This window comes from Nostoc sp. (assembly GCF_036919495.1).
GTDB lineage: Bacteria > Cyanobacteriota > Cyanobacteriia > Cyanobacteriales > Nostocaceae > Nostoc.
The window spans coordinates 42354-65430 of record NZ_JBALBZ010000134.1; the positions used below are offsets into that span (position 1 = coordinate 42354).

Consider the following 23077-nt stretch of genomic DNA (forward strand, 5'->3'; position numbering starts at 1 on the left):
TAATACTTTTATAATACTTCTGTGGAAAATTGCTTAAAGATTGCCTCAAAGTTAATTCTGCCATTAAAATCGGCGAATATTCCCACGTAGCAACTCTGTTTTTGTGTTTTTAAGTCTATGTCCCAAAAAATTTCTCCATCACCAACGCCTACCTCGTTACAAACACTTGTGTCTAACGAACGGGAATTCTCCTGGAAAGTAGCCTCTAATTTATTTGTTAGTTTTAAATATGCCTGGGCTGGAATCAGCTATAGTTTTCAAACTCAACGTAATTTTCGCATCCACATAAGTGTTTGCGCGTTAGCGATCGCTTTAAGCGTTTTTCTACATCTGCAAGCGGTAGAAATAGCGGTAATAGGTGTAACTAGTGGTTTAGTTTTGGCATTAGAGTTACTAAATACAGCGATCGAGTCTCTTGTGGACTTAACCGTTAAGCAGACATACCATGATTTGGCAAAAATTGCTAAAGATTGTGCGGCTGGTGCAGTGCTTGTCTCTGCTTTGGTAGCGGTGCTGGTAGCTGGTATACTATTGCTCCCTCCTCTGGTAAAGTTAATTATATCGGCTTTGTATACGTGATTTGCTTTGGCGTAGCCCAACCCAGGCATCGCTAAGTAAGCCGATAATTAGGATCACACTCTGTCCGATCCCCTAGAGAACACATTAATAAGCAATTCAAAAGTGAGGCGATGTCTACGACGGGCTACGCCTACGTGCCAAGCATCCTGGGTAAAGGGTTACTTGGTAATTTTTAGCCGTCCCCATCAGCGTTATTTTTACACCTAGCGAACAAATTGCATGAGATATTTGTCTATGCTTTTTGTATAGTGATGAGTGGTAAAAACCAGGAGTTATGAGCTTTGATTATAGTTATCGATAATTACGACAGTTTTACATATAATTTAGTGCAGTATCTGGGAGAATTGGCAGCAGAATTCCCAGTGGCAGATGATATTAAAGTTTTTCGTAACGACAAAATATCCATAGATGAAATTCAGGCATTAAAGCCGAAAGCCGTGGTTATTTCTCCTGGGCCTGGTCGCCCAGAAGATGCCGGTATTTCTTTAGAATTGATTGAACAGTTAGGACAAGAGTTGCCAATTTTGGGTGTTTGTTTAGGACATCAAAGCATTGGTCAAGTGTTCGGTGGTAAAATAATTCCTGCTCCAGAGTTGATGCATGGCAAAACCTCTCAGGTGTCTCACATTGGGGAGGGGGTTTTTCAGGGATTAGAAAATCCTTTAACCGCCACCAGGTATCATAGTTTGGTGATAGAACGTGAGACTTGCCCAGATGTGTTAGAAATCACCGCTTGGGTTGAAGATAACACCATTATGGGAGTGCGACACCGGAAGTATCCTCATATTCAGGGCGTCCAGTTTCACCCAGAGAGTGTCCTGACATCTTCAGGAAAACAGTTATTGCGAAATTTTCTGGAACAGTTACAGTCGAGAGCATAATTAATGAAACGACGACAGTTGATGGGCTATGCTGGGGCGGGGTTAGTCACAGCTTTGGTTACTAACTTGGGTTCTGAATCTCAAGCTGACGCACAATCTAGCGGTTTATCAGTTCAGTGGTTGGGTCATACTTGCTTTCTTTTTACTGGTGGCGGTGCGAAAATTCTTGTTAATCCATTTCGGACGGCCGGTTGTACTGCTGGGTATCGTCAACCAAAAGTTGCAGCAGATTTAGTACTGATTAGCAGTCAATTGCTGGATGAAGGTGCTGTGGACGTATTACCAGGAAATGCAAAACTCATTTACGAACCAGGAGTTTATGAGTTTAAAAGCATTAAATTCCAAGGAATTGCCATAGACCACGATCGCAAAGGTGGTAAGCAGTTTGGTTCAAACACCGCTTGGAGTTGGAAGCAAGGCGGAATTAATATCCTACACTTAGGTGGAGCTGCTGCACCCATTTCCATTGAGCAAAAAATCTTGATGGGGCGTCCCGATGTAGCATTTATTCCAGTGGGAGGCAGTGCAAAAGCCTACAATGCTGAGGAAGCAAAGCAGGCTGTGCAAATCTTAAATCCCAAAATAGTGATTCCAACCCATTACCGCACACAGGCCGCTGATGCTGCTAAGTGCGATATTTCACCACTCGATAATTTTCTGACCTTGATGCAAGGTATGACAGTGCGGCGTAGCAATGGAGATAGTATTTCCATTAGCCCAAAAGATTTGCCGGAAAATAGCGTGATTCAGGTTTTGAGTTACAAATTTTGAGTTACAAGTTTTTAGAGCACAGGAGTAGGGGAAGCAGGAAGATTTCTAAGGGACATGGATTAAATAAGATGCAAAACTTTATCCTGTCTCTAGCTTCCCTCTCCAATATATCGGAGAGGGATTGAGGGTGAGGTAAACCAGGGATATAAATTGTATGTTATTTAAGTCTCATTCCTAACAGACGCGATTAATCGCGTCTGTACTTTTAGAACGTATACCACTCTCCGGTAAGCTTATCTGCGTCGCTGATGGGAGTCTCAACCGCCGTCGTCCCATCTATAGTCCAAATTTTGTCTGCACCGGCTGTCTGATCGCGCCAGTAGATGTCGGTCTTGCCATCGCCGTTGAAGTCGCCAAGGGATGGTGTCAAAGCTGCGCTATTAGTCGGTAAGAAAGCTTCAGTAGCAACTGTTGTACCATCCATCAACCAAGCGGTATTCTCACCAGTTGTGCCATTGTGCCAGAAGATATCGGTCTTGCCATCACCGTTGAAATCGCCAATTTTAGAAGTCCACGCTGAGTCAAGTGTCCCTAGAGCGCCTTCTGTGACTAAGATACCATTCATCGTCCAAACCTTGTTCTCACCAGTTTGAGTGTCTCTCCACAGAATATCAGTCTTATAGTCGCCGTTGAAATCACCAAAGGTAGGAGTCCAGGCAGCATCCTGTGATTGCAGCGCCAATTCAGTTTTTTGTACGCCATCCATAAACCAAGCGGTGTTATCGCCGGTTGTCTGATTGCGCCAGAAAATATCGCTCTTACCATTGCCGTCAAAATCAACAATGGTAGGAGTTAGTGCTGGGTCTGTTTTATCTAAAACAGTTGCATTTAGAACGGTGGTGCCATCCATCTGCCAAATAGCGTTTTCACCAGTTGTAGCATTATGCCAGAAGATATCGGTTTTGCGATCGCCATTGAAATCCCCAATCTGAGGAGTCCACGCTGGATCAACGCTGGTTAAAGATGCCATACTAGCAGCTTTTGTGCCATCCATCAATACAATGCTATTTTCACCTGTTGTCTTATTGCGTAATAAGAAATCGGTTTTGTTATCACCATTGAAGTCAGCAATTTTGTAATCATAGGCAGTCAGGTCAAATTTACCTAAAGAACCTTGTTCGATAACTTTTGTTCCATCCATTAACCGAATGATAATCTCACCGGTTGTAGAATCGACCCAAACTTTATCCGTTTTGCCATCACCGTTAAAGTCAGGAGTAATCGCCGCACTAGTTATGTAAGGATTAGGATTGGGATTTGATGATGTTTTGACAGGCGTGGTTACCGGTTCATTTTCTAATGCAAGTGAGGAACTCTTATTCCCAAACGTCGAACCATAATTTAAATTCTCAAAAGAATTTGTCAAGATTTGTGATTTTGCAAAAGAATCTGATACCCATTTAGATGTATTCAAAGATAAGGGTGAGGAATTTGTACTTTCAGGCATGGTGTATTTTTATTATTGGTTGTCATATTTTTTTAACTTTTTTCGATAATCTCTTTCTGTAACGAAATAACATTTACCAGTTTTTTAAGATTTCTTTATAACTATTTTTTATTTATTAATGTCATTGTTTGAATATAAATCTATGTTTATTTTAAAGGATTATTATAATATTTTCAAGTTCTATATAAGCAATTGCAAAATCTATTTTGTGCTTTACATATATGATGATTTATAGATGAAAATTGATTATTTTATCTATTGTTTTGATATTTAAAATGTTCAATTAAAACATACACATTTATGTAATCATTATTCTGTCTGTAATACTGCTGTGATTACATAGTAGTTTGTATAGCAAGTCTAAATTATTGATGAATAACTAGATCCCGGACTTCTTAAAGAAGTCCGGGATCTGAGCTTTTCAAGATAATTGATTATTCTCGAATGATTTATAACTTGAGTGGAAACAAATATTGGTTAGAATAACTTAGATTAGCAACTATTAAGAGGCATGAATGCATCCTCTAGTTGCGAAAAGTGTAAAATAACACAATACTTTCATAAATACATCAGCTATGCAAGCAGAATATCGGCAGCGTCGCGAACAGTTAATGGCAAAAATTGGTGATGGGACAGCCATTTTTCGCAGTGCGCCAATGGCAGTGATGCACAACGATGTCGAGTATGTTTATCGCCAAGACAGTGATTTTTTCTACCTGACTGGTTTTAATGAACCACAGGCAGTAGCAGTGTTAGCGCCGCATCATTCAGAACATCGGTTTGTGCTGTTTGTCCAACCAAAGGATCGCGAAAAGGAAGTATGGACTGGTTATCTTTCTGGGGTAGATGCAGCCAAGGAAATTTATGGTGCTGACGAAGCATACCCCATTAGTGAGTTAGATGAAAAGTTGCCGCAGTATTTGGAAAAAGCCAACCGGATTTACTATCACTTAGGACGCGATCGCAACTTCAATGACCAAATCCTGCGACATTACCAAAGTTTACTAAGAACTTATCCTAAACGTGGTACTGGGCCGATCGCTATTGAAGATACTGGCCCTGTTCTCAATTGCATGAGATTGATCAAAAGTCAAGCAGAGTTGGAATTGATGCGTCAAGCAGCTGCGATCGCAGTCGAAGCACACAATTATGCCCAAGAAATTGCCGCACCCGGACGTTATGAGTACGAAATTCAGGCGGAGATGGAACGGATCTTTCGAGTGCGGGGTGGCTTAGGGCCGGCTTATCCTTCGATTGTGGCTTCTGGTGTAAATGCTTGCGTACTGCACTACATTGAAAATAACCGTCAAATGCAGGATGGAGAATTACTGCTAATTGATGCCGGTTGTGCTTACGGTTATTACAACTCGGATATTACACGGACATTTCCTGTGGGTGGTAAATTTACACCAGAACAAAAGACGCTGTATGAGATTGTTTTAGAGGCGCAAAAACAAGCGATCGCTCAAATTAAACCAGGTAATCCCTTCAAATCAGTTCATGATACAGCAGTGCGCGTTCTCACGGAAGGTTTAGTTGAACTTGGCATCCTCAAAGGTGAAATTGATAAGTTAATTGAAGAAGAGAAATATAAGCCATATTATATGCATCGCACCAGTCATTGGTTAGGGTTGGATGTTCATGATGTGGGAGTTTACCAGCACGGTGAAGATAAACCGCAGATTTTACAACCAGGTCAAATTTTGACAGTGGAACCGGGACTATATATTGTGCCTGATACTAAACTAGCAGAAGACCAACCAGAGACTGATCCTCGATGGGTTGGCATTGGTATTCGCATTGAGGATGATGTGTTAGTTACATCTGATGGACATGAAGTGTTAACTGCGGGAGTTCCCAAAGCCGTGGATGAACTGGAAAGATAAAAAATGGGGATGGTATGTACCATCCCTAAGATAATTTAAGCTAAAAAATCACAGTTAAACTTTAAAGACGTGAGTTCGACGGAATTAAAAAATATTACAGGGGTCGTAGGTTTGACAAAATCACAGCGATCATCACTTTTAGCAATAAGAGCAATAACAGAAAGTTATTAAATCAAGAACAGCCTTCAACAAATTCAACTTCCGGTAGTTTACCTGACCGAAACTGAGTAACACGCTTACCGTCAGTCTCGAATACCACACGATAGTTCTGGTTAGCATGGTCTTTCGGGATAAATGTCAAGTAGTGTCCGCCTTGGACGTATTTATGAGGTGTGACTTTAATTTGTCCTGGGTAGAGAGACTTGATTTGCGCTTCGGTGTCGCCAATTTTTGCACCTTTTAAGGTAGTAATCTGAGTATTCTGCCGCACATCTACTCTAGAAATGCGACCTTTTGTAACCATGAACGAAAGATTTTTGGGTTCGTTTTGTGGCTTAACATAGTAGCAACTGTTATTCGGCGAATCTCCCGCTAGCTTAGTACCAGCAGCCTTTGCCGCTTGGGAAACAGTCATCCCAACTCTTACCTCTCCGATACCATTGATGAACAATTTTGATTTATTTGTCAGTTTCGCCTGTGCTACAACTGTGCCGACAGTTAGAGAAGAAAGAGCAAGCGTTACGATGCCAAAAGTCAATAATTTAGCTTTGCTATTCATTTTCTGTAAATAAAAAAGGAGTAGATATTTATATACAATAGCCATCTTGCCAGTTTCGGATTTTTATTTGATTGGTAAAATCCAAAAATTAGAGTGCTATCTTGAAATCGCTTCAAAAATAGTAGATGAGGTAAAAAAAATGAGGATGGCACATAGCATCCTCATTTTTTTAGCTTTTTTTACTCATTCCCACGTATTAGCCCAGAAAAGAGTCAGCTATTACTACAGTTGCGGTACATACTGTTGTTTCTCAGGAACTTCAGCGTACTCAGCGACAATCTGGCGGAATTCTTCGCCGTCAATGGTTTCTTTTTCGATGAGCAAATCGACTAAGCGATCGGTGACAGTACGATGTTCACGGACAATCTTCTTAGCGTTTTCGTAGCATTCTTCCACGATCGCTCGCACTTGTCCATCAATGCGAGAGGCGATAGATTCGGAATACTCAGATCGGGTTGTCCAGTCACGACCCAAGAACACTTCACCCTGCTGGCTTTCCAACGACAATGGCCCTAAGTCGGACATCCCGAAACGAGTCACCATCTGCCGCGCCATTCCCGATAACTGTTGCAAGTCTCCACCAGCGCCAGTTGTAACTTCGGCAGCCCCAAAAATTACTTCCTCAGCAGCGCGACCGCCCAAAGCACCAGTAATCCTGGCTTTCAACTGAGAACGAGAAATTAACCCTTGTTCTTCGTTGGGAGTAAACCAAGTTAAACCTTGCGCTTGTCCTCTTGGAATTAAGGTAACTTTCTGCACTGGGTCATGGTCTTTTAACAAAGTCCCAACCAAAGCATGTCCAATTTCGTGGTATGCAATTAAGCGCTTGCTCTTGCTGTCTACCAAAGGAGTACCTTCCATCCCAGCGACTACCCGATCTACCGCATCATCAATTTCGCGGAGGGTGATAGCTTCTTTGCGTCTTCTAGCAGTCAAAATTGCCGCTTCGTTGAGCAAGTTGGCTAAGTCAGCACCAGTGAATCCAGGAGTGCGGCGAGCGATCGCATCCAAAGATACACTATTATCTAATTTCTTGTTGCGTGAATGGACTTGCAAGATTTCCAAACGCCCTTTGATATCGGGTGCATCGACAGTTACTTGTCTGTCAAAGCGACCGGGACGTAACAAAGCTGAATCTAGTACGTCGGGACGGTTGGTGGCAGCAATAATAATAATGCCTGTATTACCTTCAAAGCCGTCCATTTCGGTGAGCAACTGGTTGAGGGTTTGCTCTCTCTCGTCGTTACCGCCACCGATACCAGCGCCGCGTTGCCGTCCAACTGCGTCGATTTCATCGATGAAGATGATACAGGGAGCGTTGTCTTTGGCTTTCTTAAACAAATCGCGGACGCGGGATGCACCCACACCAACGAACATTTCCACAAATTCCGAACCGGAAATACTGAAGAAAGGTACACCTGCTTCACCAGCGATCGCTTTTGCTAGTAAAGTTTTACCAGTTCCAGGAGGCCCAACTAACAGCACTCCCTTGGGAATCCGTGCGCCTACAGCAGTAAATCTTTCTGGCTGCTTCAGGAAAGTGACGACTTCTTGTAGTTCTTCCTTAGCTTCTTCAATCCCGGCTACGTCGTCAAATTTGACCCCGGTTTTCGCTTCCATTTGGAAACGCGCCTTGGATTTGCCAAAGTTCATCGCTTGACCTGGCCCGCCGGGCAGGTTGCTAGAACGCCGGAACAAAAAGAACAGCCCAGTAATCAATAAAACTGGGAATATGAGATTGCCCAACAATCCCCAAATTGCGCCATCATTCCGCATTGGGTGAGCATCAAAACTAATGTCTTTTTCTTTGAGCTTGCTAATTAACTCAGGAGCGTTAACAGGCAAATCCACCCGCCACCTTTGGATACGATTTTCGATGTCTGGATCGCGGGCTTCTATAATTGCTGTCCTACCGCCTTCGTACAGATCCACGCTGGTGACGCGATCGCCATCCAGGTATTCTAGAAAGCGACCATAGGTCATGCGCGTATTGGCTGCATTCTTACTCATGTCAGTAGGAGCGCCTGCAAAAGCCCCTTGCCAAAAGAAAAAACCAATTACCAAAGCAGGCAATGTCCAGAGTACTACGACTTTCCAAGAGAATTTCATCTTAATTTGCCTCTAGATGCCTATACAATTCATCAGCCTTAGTAACCGAATGTTCATCATGCGACTTTAAGCTGTTAAACGGATGTTTATAAATCCATTTTGTGTAATTTGATCTCTTATATGCACTCCCATACAGCGATTGGCGCATTATGGCGATGCCAACAAGAATCTTAATCAAAGTTAACTTAATTTTAATACAAAATCGCACGAGAAAAGGGAGCGCAACCGGATGCAAAGACACTGAATAATTTCTCCAGAATGTTCCTCGTGTTGTTCCAGCCTCTCTCAATCATTATTAGGGGCAGTGAGGGAGATGAGGGAGATCAGGGAAATAAGCAATGCCCAATGCCCCATTCCCCATTCCCTACTTAACTTCTGTAATTTGTAGAGTGTAAGGAAGATACTTGTCTTTTTCGTAGGAACCAACCCAAACTTCGTAATTTCCAGGCAGCCATTCACCAATCATGCCAGCATTTTTGCCATCAAAATCGTCATTGCACCAAGTACCACCGGGCCCCTTGATAATGATGGTGGTGTCTTCAGGACTTTGTATTTGCAGCTTTAGGTAGTCAAATTTACTTGTTAGCGCTAATGTGTGGTCTGGTGTTACATCAACAAATCCGGTGCAAGGACCAGTAGCTGTTTCACTTCTCCCACCTACTTGACTCCCAGATATTGAACCACCACTCATCCCGCGAACTGTCAGGGGATCTGGAGAAAACTGAGGGCTAATGGTGACATCTCCAAATATCGTTGGCGTTTCCTCAGCATCAACGGCAGTATTTACTGTTGATGTGATGAACAGCATAACTATCATGAACGATAATCTCATCCCACTATTGAGCGCTTTTGTTGGCATTGTAATTACGTTCGCTTCTAAGTGTTTTTGAAGACATGAATTTTACACACCAAGTTCCCAACGTGAGGATAATTGACTACCTATTTTAGATTTTAAAGTGGGGATAATTCATTAGTAATTAGTTAATGATTTCTTGTTCTTATAGTTGCTCTATTACTTAATCAATCCAAAATTTATGGGTGAAGGTAGGGAGTCGCGAGTCGGAAATGGGGAATGGGGAATGGGGAATGGGGAATGGGGAATGGGGAATGGGGGAAGAATTCTTATAATCCCTCACTTACCACTCCGTACAGATGCGATTAATCGCGTCTCTTTCCACTCCCAGATCCATCTAAAAATTGTTGTAATCGCTAATTAGCTTCTGTTATTGCCTTACTCAAGCGTGACTTATCTAAACCAATCTGATTTAGTAGTAACCAAGATTGTATAAGGTCGGGGCCATGAACATCCCCAGTTAAGGCTGCTCTGAGCGATCGCATTACCAAACCTTTTTTGACTTTTTGCTCTTTCACCACTTGTTTAATAATATCCTGGGCGGCAGCTTCCGACAGTTGCGGCTGATTTTCTAAGGCTGTGACAATCGCCTCAAGGACAGCAGTAGAACCTTCTTGCTTGAGTTGTGTACTACCTTCGTCGCTAAATTCAACTGTGTCGCTAAAAAACAGTTTGCTTTGAGCTACTGCATCTACTAAACGAGTCAAACTCTGGCTAATTAAACTTACTAACTGTTCTAACCAGGAGCGATCGCGTCCACTATCAAATTTATACCCAACTGCTTGCCAATAGGGTATCAGTAAATCTGTCAGTTGATCTACTGGCGTCTTGTGGATATACTGACTGTTCAACCAATCCAGCTTGTCCCAGTCAAACTTTGCACCTGCTTTATTTACACGCTCAAAACCAAATTCTTTTGCTGCTTCTTCTAAGGTAAATATTTCTTGCGTCGAGTCCGGTGGCGACCAACCCAGCAATGTCATGTAATTCACCAAGCCTTCAGCAGTAAAGCCCATTTGCTGAAATTCAGAAATGGAAGTAACACCATCTCGCTTAGAAAGCTTGCGCCCTTCCATGTTCAAAATTAGCGGCGTGTGAGAAAACTCTGGGATTTTTGCACCCATTGCTTCATACAACAGAATTTGCTTGGCGGTGTTGGCAATATGGTCTTCTCCCCGAATGACATGGGTGATTTGCATATCGATGTCATCCACTACAACGACAAAGTTGTATAAAGGTTGGCCGCTACCTTCTTCTGAGGCGCGGGCGATAACCATATCACCACCTAAATCGCTACCTCGCCAAGACATCTTTCCCCTTACTAGGTCGTTCCAGACAATTTCCCGCCCATCTTCGATTTTGAAGCGAATCACAGAGGAGCGACCTTCTGCTTCAAATGCGGCGCGTTGTTCTGGCGTGAGATTGCGGTGACGGTTGTCATAACGAGGAGCTTCGCCTCTAGCTTTTTGGGCTTCTCGGAGAGCCTCTAGTTCTTCAGAAGTGGTGTAGCAGCGATAGGCTAATCCTTGATCTAGCAGTTTTTGCACTGCTTCCTTATAAATATCCAGGCGTTGAGATTGGAAAAATGGCCCTTCATCCCAGTTCAGTCCTAGCCAACTCAATCCTTCAAGAATATTGTCGGTGTATTCGGGACGCGATCGCTCTAAATCTGTGTCTTCTATTCGCAGGATAAATTTCCCGCCGTGGTGGCGGGCAAACAACCAGTTAAATACAGCAGTTCTAGCTGTACCAATATGTAAATTTCCGGTTGGACTTGGCGCAATACGGACTCTGACAGTCACAGTTAATTCTCTCTTTCGGAAAGCATGATAAATGTAGCTTATATTCAAACCTTGAATTCTGGGTCAATCCCTTTGGGGAATTCAAAATCCAAAATCACCGAAGTTCAGTTCAGTGATTTACTACTCTTAAATTTAGAACGGGACTGACGGGGCTCGAACCCGCAACTTCCGCCGTGACAGGGCGGTGCTCTAACCAATTGAACTACAGTCCCTTGTTTGGCAACTTTGCTATTATCACTATTTTTTTTCTAATTGTCAAGCGTTTTGGAGTTAGAAATTAGAAATTCTTTTTGTCGCGTCTTTCCAAGGTGCAGATTTTTCCTCAAATAGAGCAGGGTAATACAACCTGTGGCTGTGATTCCAGATGCTGCAATATGCGAGATTGCATTTGTTTATACTGCTGCTTTAATAGCTGTTTGCTCAACTGGGGTTGAGAAGCTGGTGGTAGACTATGAATTTGTTGCGCCCAGTTCTTCAACATTTGTCGCTGAGTTGGCTCGATGCGACTACTGAGAACGTTAGTGCAGGAATGTGGTGCTTCCAGAGTAAAGAAAATCAAAGGATAGTGTTCATTTTCAGCCAGGAAATTTACCAGTTTAAGATTTTGGGGATTTTGCATATCTAAATAGCATGGTAGCCACTTAGGAGCCAATCGCCGATTGTAGAGTACAGTCACCCATAAAAGCATTGGGTGAGGGGATGTCATAAAGATAAAGTGGTTATAACGGGTAGAAAGGGCATAGTTTTTGATTTCTTGTTTAGGCAACATCAACCATAGTGCTGTTATAGCTCCCTGTGCAGTGTCTATAAGCTGGGGAAAAACAATTTCTTGAATTGGTTTATTTTGAGGCCACAAAAGTTTGCGACAGCTTTGTTCTACTATGATTGGTAAACCTGAATCTAAAGGACGGCTAAGAATGGAGCTAGGAGGTATTGTAGGTATACTGGGATAATTAGACTCTTCTAAACTGTTTAATACTTGCAAAATTTGAGCGATATTTTGTGGGCGATCGCAAGATTTTTTCGCAAGACAAGACATAATTAAATTATTTAGCTTTTGAGGTATTTTAAGAGTAGGTTGAACATCTGCGATCGCTTTTGGTTGCTCAAAGTGATGTGCTTTATACCAAGCACCAAAGTAATCAGTTTCTGGTTCCCAAGGTTTTTTGCCTGTGAGCATTTCAAACATCATCACACCCAGACTATAAATATCAGAGCAACTATCTAATTTTTCCCCATCTAGCTGTTCTGGAGAACAGTAAGGTAAAGTGCCATTAAATCCTCTGCTTGTACTAGCTGTTGATGATGCATAATTCAAAAATCTAGCAATACCAAAATCGAGAATTTTAACTAACTGGCCCAATATCGGATCGGGAATAACTAATATATTGGCAGGTTTAATATCTCTATGAACTAACGGAAAAATTTTGCCATCAATATTAATGCCTTGATGGGCGCACTGTAAGCCCAAACAAATTTGGCGGGAGAGAGTCAAAAACATGGGCAGTGCTAGCGGAATTAAATCCTTTAAACTCTTACCACATAGATATTCCATGACGTAGTATGGTTTTCCTTTCTCATTTACACCATAATCATACGCCCGGACTATATGTAAACTATTTTGACTCAAAGCTGCGCTCATTAAAGCTTCACGAGCAAAGTCTTGTTGCATTTTATTATCGACAACAGTTTGAGTCAAAAACTTGATAGCAACTGGTGTGCCTCCTAACAAAATATCATTTGCTAAAAAAACTTCACCCATGCCACCGCTACCAATTAATTGCTTGATTTGATAACGATTGGCAAGCAAGCCCGTACTAGTTGGAGATGTAAATGGGCTTTTATTCACTTTATTCACCTCTGTTGCTGAGTATATTTAAAGTTAGCATATAGACATATACAAATATCATTAGGTAATATTAGAAAGCATTTTTATTGTGATAGCAGACTTTCAAGGATGTGATAAAACTTTTAAAAACATCTCCAAAAATTTATCCATCAAATTTTTTAAACCTTCTGTCTCAGATTTTTGCTCTGCGTTTAACTTGTGTAAGATATCTAATTTCAACTTTTCATAATCTGCTTTTAGAAGATTTTTGGCTTGATTAAACAGAATTAATTCAGTTGAATGTTGACTTATCTCTAAACAATCTATAAGGTGCTGGCGCTGGTTAGCCGTAAGGCTTAAAGTTGTTACATGAGAGCAATGAGTTGGATCTTCTATGGCAAAAAATAGTAGATGATAGTAGCCTACTTCTGCTAAAGTACGTGCTATATTCTGACCTTTATTATCTTTTAAATCCAGAAAATAAGGTAACCACTTAGTCATAGAAAGTTGGGCATCATATAGTACGGTTACCCACAATAACATCGGGTAAACATTTATTTTACTGATAAATTCAGTAACATGCATTTTATCTAAAAATTTTGTAATTTCTTGTTTGGGTAACATTGCCCAAAAAGTTGGTATAGCTCTTTCAGTTGTTTGTAGTAAATGGGGAAACCCAATTGGCGCAATTGGTTTATTTTTTGGCCACTTCTTCTGCAAACACTCTTTTTCTGATAATAAAGTTGAAGGTACTAATTGAACCGGAAATGAAAGTTGAATAATGTCACTACTATTGTTAGGAATAGCATCATTAATTTGAATATTAACTTTTTCTAAATCTTCTAATATTTGGTTGATATTTTGAGGGCGATCGCTTACATCTTTAGCTAAACAACTCATCACTATTTTTTCTAACACCTGCGGAATTTTGACTTGCGGGTTCACTTCCTCAAGGGTAGGTGGAATTTGAAAGCGATGCGCTTGATACCAAGTACCAAAGGAGTTACTTTTTGTCTGAGTCTGAAATGGATGCTTTCCTGTCAGCATCTCAAACATTAGTACTCCCAAACTGTAAATATCAGAGCGGACATCTAGTAATTTTTGCCCTTCCATGTGTTCGGGAGAACAGTAAGGTAAACTGCCAATAAAAGAATTTGTTAGCGTCATCCCACTTCGCTCTGTTAAAAACTTGGCAATACCAAAATCTAGTATTTTAACAATTTCTCCTTGTTTACTATCTTCAGTAATGAATATATTTTCTGGTTTAATATCTCTATGAACAATAGGATAAATCTCTCCTTTGAGGCTGATACCTTGGTGGGCACATTGTAAGCCTAAACAAATTTGATTACAAATCTCCAAAAATTTCGATATTGTTAAGGGCTGAACTTTAAGAATTTGTTTGAGATTTTTTCCTTGCAGGCATTCCATAACATAAAACGGAGTTTTATCTTCAGTAACGCCATAACTTAATATGCGAACAATATGTTTACTTTTGCGGCCCAATTGAGCGCCGATAAAAATCTCTCTAGCAAAGCGTTGGGACATGTGCTGGTTCGCCAAACTGAGTGATAAAATTTTGACTGCGATCGGCATACCACCTTTAGCAGTATCTTCTGCTAAATAAACTCTACCCATACCACCTTTGCCAATCAAATCTCTGATTAAATAGCGATTATTTAAAAACTGTCCAATGTAATTGTCTAATTCTACTTTTTGCCCTACCATATTCTCAATTTTATTTGGTGACATAAAAATCATATATAAAAAATATTGTTGGCAAAATACTTTAATAAGTCTAGTTAATTATTAAATTTAAATTTAGAAAGTATCATAATTTGTAGAAAACTAATCATATCCTGTAATCATGGTTAATCTCTCGAAAAATCTCCTAAATATTGTGTAACATATCTATTAAGCAATAGGGTTGAGAAATTACACGGAAGCTACAAATAAGCTAGATAAAGCTGGCTAGTAAATTCCGTGAATACACAGGAAAAGTAAATGGTATTAAAACCCTAATACCTCTGTATGGCTAAGGGTTGAGATTCGGTAATAAACGGCGTAATAATCTGATTAATGGTGTTTCAATTTTAATTTTAAAGGCTAGTATCTGGGTGCGTTGCAGGGAGTTGAAATTGTTATCACTGATGAGAATTAATGATTGCTGACCATCGGGTAGTTTAGGGCCAAGAGTTAAGCCTTCAATGTTGTCTAGCAGCACATCTAGGGTTCTCAAATCTAACAGAAGTTTTTTCTGAACTGGTTTAATCTTCTTGGAGTCAACTGCTAAAAGACTATTTATTTGATGAATATCATCAGATCCTTCTAAAGAAACCTGAAATAGAGAAATAGCAAATCCTATACCAGTAAAAGACCGTTCTAAACTTAGGAAGTGTCCTTGATTATCCAGAGAAAGTAAATCAGGTAACCCACTAGCGAATTTGCCAGTCACATTCAAAAAGGGAGAAACTGGTTCTGTTTGGTAAAGGAATTCTTTTTCTGGCTGGTTGTTGAGCAAGTTGTATTGCAAAATCCGACAAGGAGTACCAATGTTAGCTTTCGCTGCGACACCATCTTGAATTAGAGCATTTTCGGTGGCTGTGAATAGATGCTTTTTATCGGGTGTGATGGTAAGACTTTCAAAAGCCAAATTGTTGCGAATACCTTGTTTACCACTTTTTTCGGGCAAAAATTTGTTTGGTATGGTAAGTGTGCTAATTTCTCTACCAGAAGATAATGAGAACTGTTTAATAAAAGGATTAATTAATTTTACAGCATCGCCTTCAGAAGAAATAAATACAGTTCCTTTATCAGTTAAGGTAATACCTTCTGTATCAGTTTCACCAGGGCGAAATGTTTGCCTATTTTCATTTAATAATGTGGTAACGCTGACAGGAACAACTTTACCCTTTTGTAGGTAACCCTTGCTTAAGTCTATTTTCAGAGTGTAGAAACGGGCGGCAGCTTTTTGTCCACGGTCATCGGAAATAGCATAATAAAGGTTGTTTTTTGCATCATAGGTAATTCCAGATAAACCTCCAATTTCAGTTTTTTGTAAGGTTAAACCTTTTGCTAAAGTAGCTTCTCCGATAAACTCTATGCTACTGATTTCAACAGCATTTATAGGTAAAAAATTGAATAAAATAATGATAAGTAGAATTGGGATAAAAAAGTAAATAATTTGTGGAAGTTTGAAGATATTTTTAACTAGGTGCATATATTTTTTGTTGAAGTGGAAAAATTCTAAATAAAAGATCACACTGAAGCAAGCAGGGTTCACATCTGCACACCGCTACAAATAACATGTATTCTAAGCAATTGAAAAGCTTTAAAAAATCCGAAATTACTTAAGCTAGGCGCAAACCATATTCATCCTGAAAAAAGTTTACCAGCCAGTTTTTCACTCTGAGGGTAGCGCGACAGTCATCTTCGTTGTAGCTTTGGATAATTTCTAGTAAGCTGCGATCGCCTGTTTCTAGCCACTGATCATACCAGTAAATACATTTAGCACCACTAGCTTCTTTTTCCCGCCACTCGAATCCTAACCAACGGGCGATCGCTTTCAGGGCATAGCTTTCTACAGGCAATGCTACACTTTGGGTTAATTGTTCATATACATCCACAAATCGGCTCAGTACAGGACGCACTAAGGAGGAAGGAGTGTTGTAAAGCCTTGCCAACCGTTTAACTGTATCAAACTCGTAGACACAAAAATGGTAAATTGGCGCTTCGGGATATTGCCAAACCAAATCCAAAAATTGCTGCCAAACTAATTCTTCGTCTTCTGGTTTATCTGCTAAAAACGAATAAAACTGTTCTGTATTGGCAAGCCTATCAACGACCAAAACCCCCAAGAGATAATTTAAATCTAAGTCTGGCTGTGCCTCAATATCAAAGTAAAGCTCTACGGGTGCTGTAAATGTAATATCTTCTGTTGGTAGCGGGTAGGGTAATATTAATGGTCGTTTTTCTAGTGAAGATTGAGCTTGCACTATAAGTTTAGGCGCTACTTCCCTGTCAAAACCAACTAGGTTTTCTAAGGTGCTGGGACTGGTGTTAGCGAGAGATTCTAGTGTAGTGATGGCTACGTCTTGGAGTTGAGTGTAGCGAAGAGGCGTTACCCCTGGTAATAATGAGAGATGTTTTTCAGATTGAGCGATCGCATAACATTGACTATACCAATGGCAAAGATTGCACTTTTGCCGAGAAATAAACACCTCTGGCGGATTTTGTAACTCTAAAACTTGAATAAACTCCTCCAGAATCTGCTGCATCCGTGGTGTCCATTTGAGCAAATCCACAGAATAATTTCTATCTTTGGTACGCAATATCAGCCAAGCTGTTTCTGGTGCTAAATCTTGTATTGTTGCCAATACCTGGGCGTGAAATGCGGCAACAACTTGATATTCTTGCTTAGGGCGCTTACCCAGTTCAATACTAGCCGGAACATAGATCCAATCACCAAAGCAGGATTTTCCTGGTCGTTTGACGAGTAAATCTGGACGACTTAGCAAGGTATATCCTTCAGAATAAGTTGCTAACAGTACTCCCTTATAGATATACTCAACCCCACGCTGCATCAATTCTAAAGTTGCTGCCTCTGCCGCTTCCCAATTTCCATAAGAATAATCTGGTTGGTGATAAGTCACCTTTGCCAAAGCACTCAGCTGATGAGCGATTTTGTCCTGTTGTAGTTTCCGTAGCAACTCATTGGGAGCATCGCGCTGACTTTTGTCACCGTGGATATCTAGAAAAGTCCGACGTTTACAGCGTTGATATTGCAGTAGGAGTTCAGCATTAATTAGCATTCTTTTAAGTTAACAAGAATTAGTACAGTCTGGGAGTAACTCAGACAATTAATGATGAAGTGAGAGAATGGAGGAGATGAGGGGGATGAGGGAGATGAGTAAAAAATAAATAACGATCAATGATTTTTGACTAATCCAAAATCTACAATCTAAAATCTAAAATTGGTATGACCAGTACTTCTGCTACACAAACCAGGTTGCATAGCCATCGAGAGCAATTTCCGGCTTTAGCGAATAAGACTTATTTCAATTATGGGGGACAAGGGCCGATGCCCCAAAGGGCAATGGATGCGATCGCCCAAACTCAAGCTTATGTTCAGCAAATAGGCCCCTTTGGTAATGAGGCGTATCGCTGGATAGCACCCCAGACTCAAGCTGCAAGAGTTGCGATCGCTTCGGAGTTACACGCACCAAGCGAAACAATTACTCTTACGCAGAATGTCACTGTTGGCTGTAATATCGCCATGTGGGGCATTGAGTGGCGTGCTGGCGACCATATACTGCTTTCAGACTGCGAACATCCAGGCGTAATTGCCACAACACAAGAAATCGCGCGAAGATTTGCGGTGGAAGTTACCACCTGTCCTCTCAAGGCGACTTTAAATGAGGGCGACCCTGTAAAAGTTATTGCCCAGCACTTACGCCCTAATACCCGTCTTGTAATATTAAGTCATGTTTTCTGGAATACTGGTCAAGTTTTACCTCTTGATAAAATTGCCGAAGTATGCAGGAATAATCATTCTTTCTTACTGATAGATGCTGCCCAATCTGCTGGTTTGTTGCCTTTAAATTTAACTGAATTGGGAGTAGATTTTTATGCTTTCACTGGTCACAAATGGTTATGTGGCCCTGCGGGTGCTGGTGGCTTGTATGTCCGACCAGAAGCACGAGAAAGCCTAAAACCTACGTTTATTGGTTTGAATGGCATTGTTGTGGATAGTCAATCTCAGCCTGTGGATTGGCTTCCAGATGGACGACGATACGAAGTGTCTACATTAGCTTATCCCTTGTATGTTGGGTTAAAGGAAGCGATCGCAATCCATCAGCAATGGGGAACCTCACAGGAACGTTACGAGCAAATTTGCCAAAACAGTGACTACCTTTGGCGGCGCTTAGTGGCGTTACCTGATATCAAGTGTCTGCGAACTTCCCCACCCGAAAGCGGTATCGTCTCGTTCCAACTTGCAAATAATCAGCCTCAATCTAATCTCAAGTTGGTGCAATTTTTAGACTCACAAAGAATATTAACTCGGACAATTGCCAATCCTAGCTGTATACGCATTACCGTCCATTACTTTACTTTAGAATCGGAAATCGACCAGTTGATTGAGGCGATTCAAAGTTTTAGCAGAAATAGTTAAAAATTAGGAGTTATAAGTTGTCTCTCTGGGAATTATTATTTTAATTCCCTATATTAAATGTGTCAAATGAAGAGTTACATTATGGATGACTTCGCTTTACTCGCTTTAGGAAATTCTACTTCTTTGATTACGAACGTACAAGTCGTGTTATGGGGTAAAGAAGTATATATTGATTGTGTATACAACCCTGATAAGCGTTTGCCCTATCGTTTTGTTTTTTACAATTGTCGAGAAATAAAATGGAATTTGCTCTTTCCTGAAGATGCCTGTGACGTAGAAGCAGATATAATTGATTTTTTCTTAGGTAAGGAAAATTACTTACAACCTGCACTCTTTCATACAGATATTTTTCAAATTACTATTTTGTATGGAAGCTTTAAGCTGGAGAAAAATTGGTGAGTATATCTAAATCTCTAGAAAATCCTAAAATACTTAATTGCGCTGCTTTGCATAACTTAAAGCAGTGATTAGATAACTAGTAACTCCTACCTTTAAAATGGAACGCCCAATCTTATACTTAGCCATAACTAATCACGGCTTTGGACATGCTACCCGCATGGCTTCTGTGGCTGCGACAATTCAAAAATTATGTCCAGAAATTCTGCTGATTCTGGTAACCACTGCCCCACGCTGGTTGCTAGAGTGCTACATAGAAGGCGATTTTATCTATCGTCCCCGTGCATTTGATTTGGGTGTGGTGCAAACAGATAGTTTGACAATGGATAAAGTAGCGACTTTAGAAAAGTTGCTGGATATTAAAAAGCATCAAAATTCGCTCATTGCCTCAGAAGTGAATTTTATCCGCCAAAATCGCGTTAATCTGATTTTGGCAGATATACCCTTCCTTGCTCCTGGGTTTGCCAAAGGTGCAAATATTCCCTGCTGGATGATGAGTAACTTTGGCTGGGACTTTATCTACCGAGATTGGGGAGGTGAATTTACCACAGTTGCAGATTGGATCAGTGATTGGTACTCAAAGTGCGATCGCTTATTTCGTCTACCCTTCCACGAACCAATGCCAGCCTTTAACAATATCACAGATGTCGGTTTAACAGGCGGTTCTCCCCGTCACTCTGCTGATGATTTACGTTCTCTTTGGGGAATAACCGCACCAGTGGAAAAAACTATTTTGTTGACCTTTGGCGGCTTGGGTTTACAGCAAATTCCCTACGATAACCTGCGGCGATTCCCAGATTGGCAATTTATCGTCTTTGATCAATCTGCCCCTGATTTACCTAATTTAGTGAAAATTAATGACCGCAAATACCGCCCTGTAGATTTTATGTCTATTTGTGAGCGAGTCGTTTCTAAACCTGGTTACAGTACTTTTAGTGAAGCCGCACTATTAGGAGTACCTATTGTTACCATTCCCCGTGAGGACTTTGCCGAAGCAACTTTTCTAATAGAAGGCATAACAAATTATAACCAGCATCAAATCATCACCCCATCTGAGTTTTTTCAAGGGACTTGGGATTTTCTGCATAAGTTACCCCAATTACCAAAGCAATCTGAACCAATTGCTAAGGATGGTAATGAAGCGATCGCTCATGCTGTAATTAATTATTTCGAGTCGAATAAAGTTCTTGAAAACAACATAAATTAATAATGGAACAATGGTAACATCCAGCAGATTCAACCGCTAATTAGCTCTTACCAACATCAATAACAGTGTTCTAAATGACTCACTACCAAAAATTACTAAAAATTTCCACTACTGGTAAATCTTTTTACAACATTACTGCAAAAATTGAAGCCACAGTTGCAGAATCGGGAGTTGAAACTGGTCTTTGTACTCTATTTTTACGCCACACTTCAGCCAGTTTAGTCATCCAAGAAAACGCCGATCCCGATGTCCTTGTGGATTTAGCTAACTTTATGGCAAAACTCGTGCCAGAATCAGGTAAATACATTCACGATGCGGAAGGGCCCGATGATATGCCGGCACACATTCGTACCGCACTCACTCACACTTCTGAACATATCCCGATTAATCGTGGTCATTTGGTATTAGGAACTTGGCAGGGAATTTATATTTGGGAACACCGCCAGCGCAGTCATTTAAGAGAATTGGTTATCCATATTTCTGGATAGCTGATTCTCAAATTTTATTTAAGGTGGACTTCTATAGAGTTTAAATACTCTGGTTATCCCGCTTACCCTTTGGCTATAATCTCATAAACTCGCGGTGATATACATAAAATAAATTTCGCCGCGTTCGCCCTTGGCGTTGGCGAAGCCATCGCTTTGCCATGAAAATTAATCACATCTATACTAAAGAATTTGTGTCAATTTGTAAATTCAAAAGTAAAGTTTATTTGTGATTATTTAAAAAACTATTTAGATATAAACTAATATTTAATATAAGCTGTCTGGGCTATTTCAATTACTATGAAGCAAGAATTGACACCAACTCATACTTTCCAATTGATTGATGAAATCCTTGCTCAACAGTCTATTAATCTCTTATCACTTAATCCAAAAAAAACATTAATTACTAGTTTTGCAGAATTGGGGAGTTTAATTGCTGAAGAAAATACCGAAATTGAACTCCTAATAACCTTTCAACAAACTCTTGAATCCATAGTCCGTACTCAGTTGCAAAACTTTCCAGAAAACATATTCTGGGATTTTGATTTTATGGTAAGTAGTATGCTAAGGCAGGCTCTCATAGCAGATGAGGGTGCTGTTCCTTTTTTAACTATTTTTGGTGAAAAGATGGTTTTACTGACAGAGATGTTCGGAAGTAAAACAGAAATCCGCTTTCGTTATGTTCACGATTTTATCTATGGGTTTGAGTGGGCAAGGTGGGTACAAAAAGAACCACAAAAACGCGCACATATAGAGCCTTTTAGTCCAGTTTTTTTGGATTATTTACTTGTCAAAGGTAAAGAACTTTTACAACGGATTAATCACGGTCAGGTTACATCTTATAAACTATGTGACACAGGCTACCGTAATCCTTTCACCTTTTCTCGTGAACCAGAAGATGAATATCGTCTGTTAACTTGTCTTGCCCAAGAAGAACTTATCCCAGTCGCAGTGTGGAACTGGAATGCCAGCCCTGTCTGGAACAAACCTTTCCAAGAAATGCGCCAGCAATTAGCATTAAAATTAAATATTCAACCACAGAAACACTGATTAGCAATTAAAATTAAAAATTGCTGAAGAAAATAGTTATGAAAATTGCTGACTTAATTACTTGGTTTGAAGCATGGGCAAATCCCGCTTGGTGTGAAAGTTGGGATAATTGCGGCTGGCAGGTTGAACCAGGAGTGTTGCAGGAAAAAGCACGGGTTTTAGTCTGTTTGACACCGACTTTGGCAGTAATGCAGGAAGCGATCGCTTTGAATGCTAATCTGATATTTGCTCATCATCCCTTGATTTTCACTCCCCCCAAATCTTTACGCACTGGTGAAGCGATCGCAGAAATGGTACGGTTGTCCTTTACCCACAATATTGGTATTTACAGCGCCCATACGAATTTTGATCAAGTGCAGGATGGTACTGCTGACGTTTTAGCTCAAATTTTAGAACTCAAAGAAGTTACTCCTATACAACCTACACAAGCAGGATTAGGATATGGTCGTGTTGGTTTGCTAGAGCCATTTCTAACATTACAAGAGTTACTCGCAGCCATTCAAACCCGACTTGCTCCCCCTAATTTAATTTTTTCCCCAAGTGCTGATTTACAGCAAACAATTTCACGAGTTGCTGTTTTGGGTGGTTCAGGGGCTGGTTATATTTCAGCCGTCGTCAAAAGTGGTGCCCAAGCTTATCTGACTTCTGACTGTAAGTTTCATCAGTTTCAAGAAAGCCGCGATCGCAATCTTATTCTAATCGATGCCGGACATTACGCTACCGAACGTCCAGCTTGCGATCGCTTGGCGCAAAAATTCCAGTCCTTAAACTTAGACTGGGTGCAATTAAGTCAAAATGATGAAGATTTCCGCCAGTTTTTTGCTTGATTGCTTGTGTTTCACTATATTTTTGGGATACTTGCTTAAAAATTTTCTTATCTTTTAATATTGTCG

Annotated in this window: 19 protein-coding genes and 1 tRNA gene; 10 read left to right on the plus strand and 10 right to left on the minus strand. The window is 40.5% G+C overall.

The window, feature by feature from the left end:
• Window positions 1–117 precede the first annotated feature (117 nt).
• From V7K25_RS18620 to V7K25_RS18630, 3 genes are all read left to right on the plus strand, one after another.
• Entirely contained in the window at window positions 118–579 is a 462-nt protein-coding gene (locus V7K25_RS18620; protein ID WP_335159994.1) for a diacylglycerol kinase family protein, read from the plus strand.
• Window positions 580–860: 281 nt separating this feature from the next.
• The gene (locus tag V7K25_RS18625; protein WP_335159995.1) at window positions 861–1460 is read left to right on the plus strand and encodes an anthranilate synthase component II; all 600 of its coding nucleotides are present in this window, start codon (window positions 861–863) and stop codon (window positions 1458–1460) included.
• A 3-nt stretch (window positions 1461–1463) separates the two neighbouring features.
• Window positions 1464–2231 carry an MBL fold metallo-hydrolase gene (locus V7K25_RS18630; protein ID WP_335159996.1) on the plus strand — a complete coding sequence of 256 codons (768 nt, stop codon included), beginning with the start codon at window positions 1464–1466 and terminating at the stop codon, window positions 2229–2231.
• Window positions 2232–2436: 205 nt separating this feature from the next.
• On the opposite strand, the gene V7K25_RS18635 is transcribed toward V7K25_RS18630, so the two are convergent.
• A complete protein-coding gene (locus tag V7K25_RS18635) occupies window positions 2437–3678 on the minus strand; it encodes an FG-GAP repeat domain-containing protein (protein WP_335159997.1) in 1242 nt (413 codons plus the stop codon).
• A 575-nt stretch (window positions 3679–4253) separates the two neighbouring features.
• Between V7K25_RS18635 and V7K25_RS18640 the strand changes: the two genes are divergently transcribed.
• Window positions 4254–5564, plus strand: coding sequence for an aminopeptidase P N-terminal domain-containing protein (locus V7K25_RS18640; protein ID WP_335159998.1), 1311 nt, complete (start codon window positions 4254–4256; stop codon window positions 5562–5564).
• A gap of 172 nt (window positions 5565–5736) precedes the next feature.
• Here V7K25_RS18640 and V7K25_RS18645 read toward each other — a convergent pair whose 3' ends face one another.
• The 9 genes from V7K25_RS18645 to V7K25_RS18685 all read right to left on the minus strand — a co-directional run bounded on the left by V7K25_RS18645 (window position 5737) and on the right by V7K25_RS18685 (window position 17685).
• On the minus strand, window positions 5737–6282 hold the full coding sequence (locus V7K25_RS18645; protein ID WP_335159999.1) for a hypothetical protein: 546 nt from the start codon (window positions 6280–6282) through the stop codon (window positions 5737–5739).
• 222 nt (window positions 6283–6504) lie between these two features.
• Window positions 6505–8391 (minus strand): ATP-dependent zinc metalloprotease FtsH2, encoded by a 1887-nt coding sequence (ftsH2, locus tag V7K25_RS18650; protein ID WP_335160000.1) that lies wholly within the window; start codon window positions 8389–8391, stop codon window positions 6505–6507.
• A gap of 364 nt (window positions 8392–8755) precedes the next feature.
• Entirely contained in the window at window positions 8756–9250 is a 495-nt protein-coding gene (locus V7K25_RS18655) for a hypothetical protein (RefSeq protein WP_335160001.1), read from the minus strand.
• Window positions 9251–9600: 350 nt separating this feature from the next.
• Window positions 9601–11046 (minus strand): glutamate--tRNA ligase, encoded by a 1446-nt coding sequence (gltX, locus tag V7K25_RS18660; RefSeq protein WP_335160002.1) that lies wholly within the window; start codon window positions 11044–11046, stop codon window positions 9601–9603.
• Window positions 11047–11184: 138 nt separating this feature from the next.
• Window positions 11185–11258 (minus strand) — tRNA-Asp (locus V7K25_RS18665).
• 110 nt (window positions 11259–11368) lie between these two features.
• The gene (locus V7K25_RS18670; RefSeq protein WP_335160003.1) at window positions 11369–12895 is read right to left on the minus strand and encodes a serine/threonine protein kinase; all 1527 of its coding nucleotides are present in this window, start codon (window positions 12893–12895) and stop codon (window positions 11369–11371) included.
• Window positions 12896–12997: 102 nt separating this feature from the next.
• Entirely contained in the window at window positions 12998–14626 is a 1629-nt protein-coding gene (locus V7K25_RS18675) for a serine/threonine protein kinase (RefSeq protein ID WP_335160004.1), read from the minus strand.
• Window positions 14627–14909: 283 nt separating this feature from the next.
• A complete protein-coding gene (locus V7K25_RS18680; protein ID WP_335160005.1) occupies window positions 14910–16094 on the minus strand; it encodes an esterase-like activity of phytase family protein in 1185 nt (394 codons plus the stop codon).
• 130 nt (window positions 16095–16224) lie between these two features.
• Complete coding sequence (locus V7K25_RS18685) at window positions 16225–17685, minus strand: TM0106 family RecB-like putative nuclease (protein ID WP_335160006.1); 1461 nt, start codon at window positions 17683–17685, stop codon at window positions 16225–16227.
• Between the two features lie 167 nt (window positions 17686–17852).
• Here V7K25_RS18685 and V7K25_RS18690 point away from each other — a divergent pair, with 167 nt between their 5' ends.
• The 6 genes from V7K25_RS18690 to V7K25_RS18715 all read left to right on the plus strand — a co-directional run bounded on the left by V7K25_RS18690 (window position 17853) and on the right by V7K25_RS18715 (window position 23011).
• The gene (locus V7K25_RS18690; protein ID WP_335160007.1) at window positions 17853–19046 is read left to right on the plus strand and encodes an aminotransferase class V-fold PLP-dependent enzyme; all 1194 of its coding nucleotides are present in this window, start codon (window positions 17853–17855) and stop codon (window positions 19044–19046) included.
• A gap of 81 nt (window positions 19047–19127) precedes the next feature.
• Window positions 19128–19445 carry a hypothetical protein gene (locus V7K25_RS18695; protein ID WP_335160008.1) on the plus strand — a complete coding sequence of 106 codons (318 nt, stop codon included), beginning with the start codon at window positions 19128–19130 and terminating at the stop codon, window positions 19443–19445.
• 97 nt (window positions 19446–19542) lie between these two features.
• Window positions 19543–20649, plus strand: a complete 1107-nt coding sequence (locus V7K25_RS18700) for a glycosyl transferase (RefSeq protein ID WP_335160009.1) — start codon at window positions 19543–19545, stop codon at window positions 20647–20649.
• A 74-nt stretch (window positions 20650–20723) separates the two neighbouring features.
• Window positions 20724–21137: a secondary thiamine-phosphate synthase enzyme YjbQ gene (locus V7K25_RS18705; protein WP_322648712.1), complete on the plus strand. Its 414-nt coding sequence runs from the start codon at window positions 20724–20726 to the stop codon at window positions 21135–21137.
• Window positions 21138–21434: 297 nt separating this feature from the next.
• Window positions 21435–22184: a hypothetical protein gene (locus V7K25_RS18710; RefSeq protein ID WP_335160010.1), complete on the plus strand. Its 750-nt coding sequence runs from the start codon at window positions 21435–21437 to the stop codon at window positions 22182–22184.
• A gap of 38 nt (window positions 22185–22222) precedes the next feature.
• Window positions 22223–23011: a Nif3-like dinuclear metal center hexameric protein gene (locus V7K25_RS18715; RefSeq protein ID WP_335160011.1), complete on the plus strand. Its 789-nt coding sequence runs from the start codon at window positions 22223–22225 to the stop codon at window positions 23009–23011.
• Window positions 23012–23077: the final 66 nt, after the last annotated feature.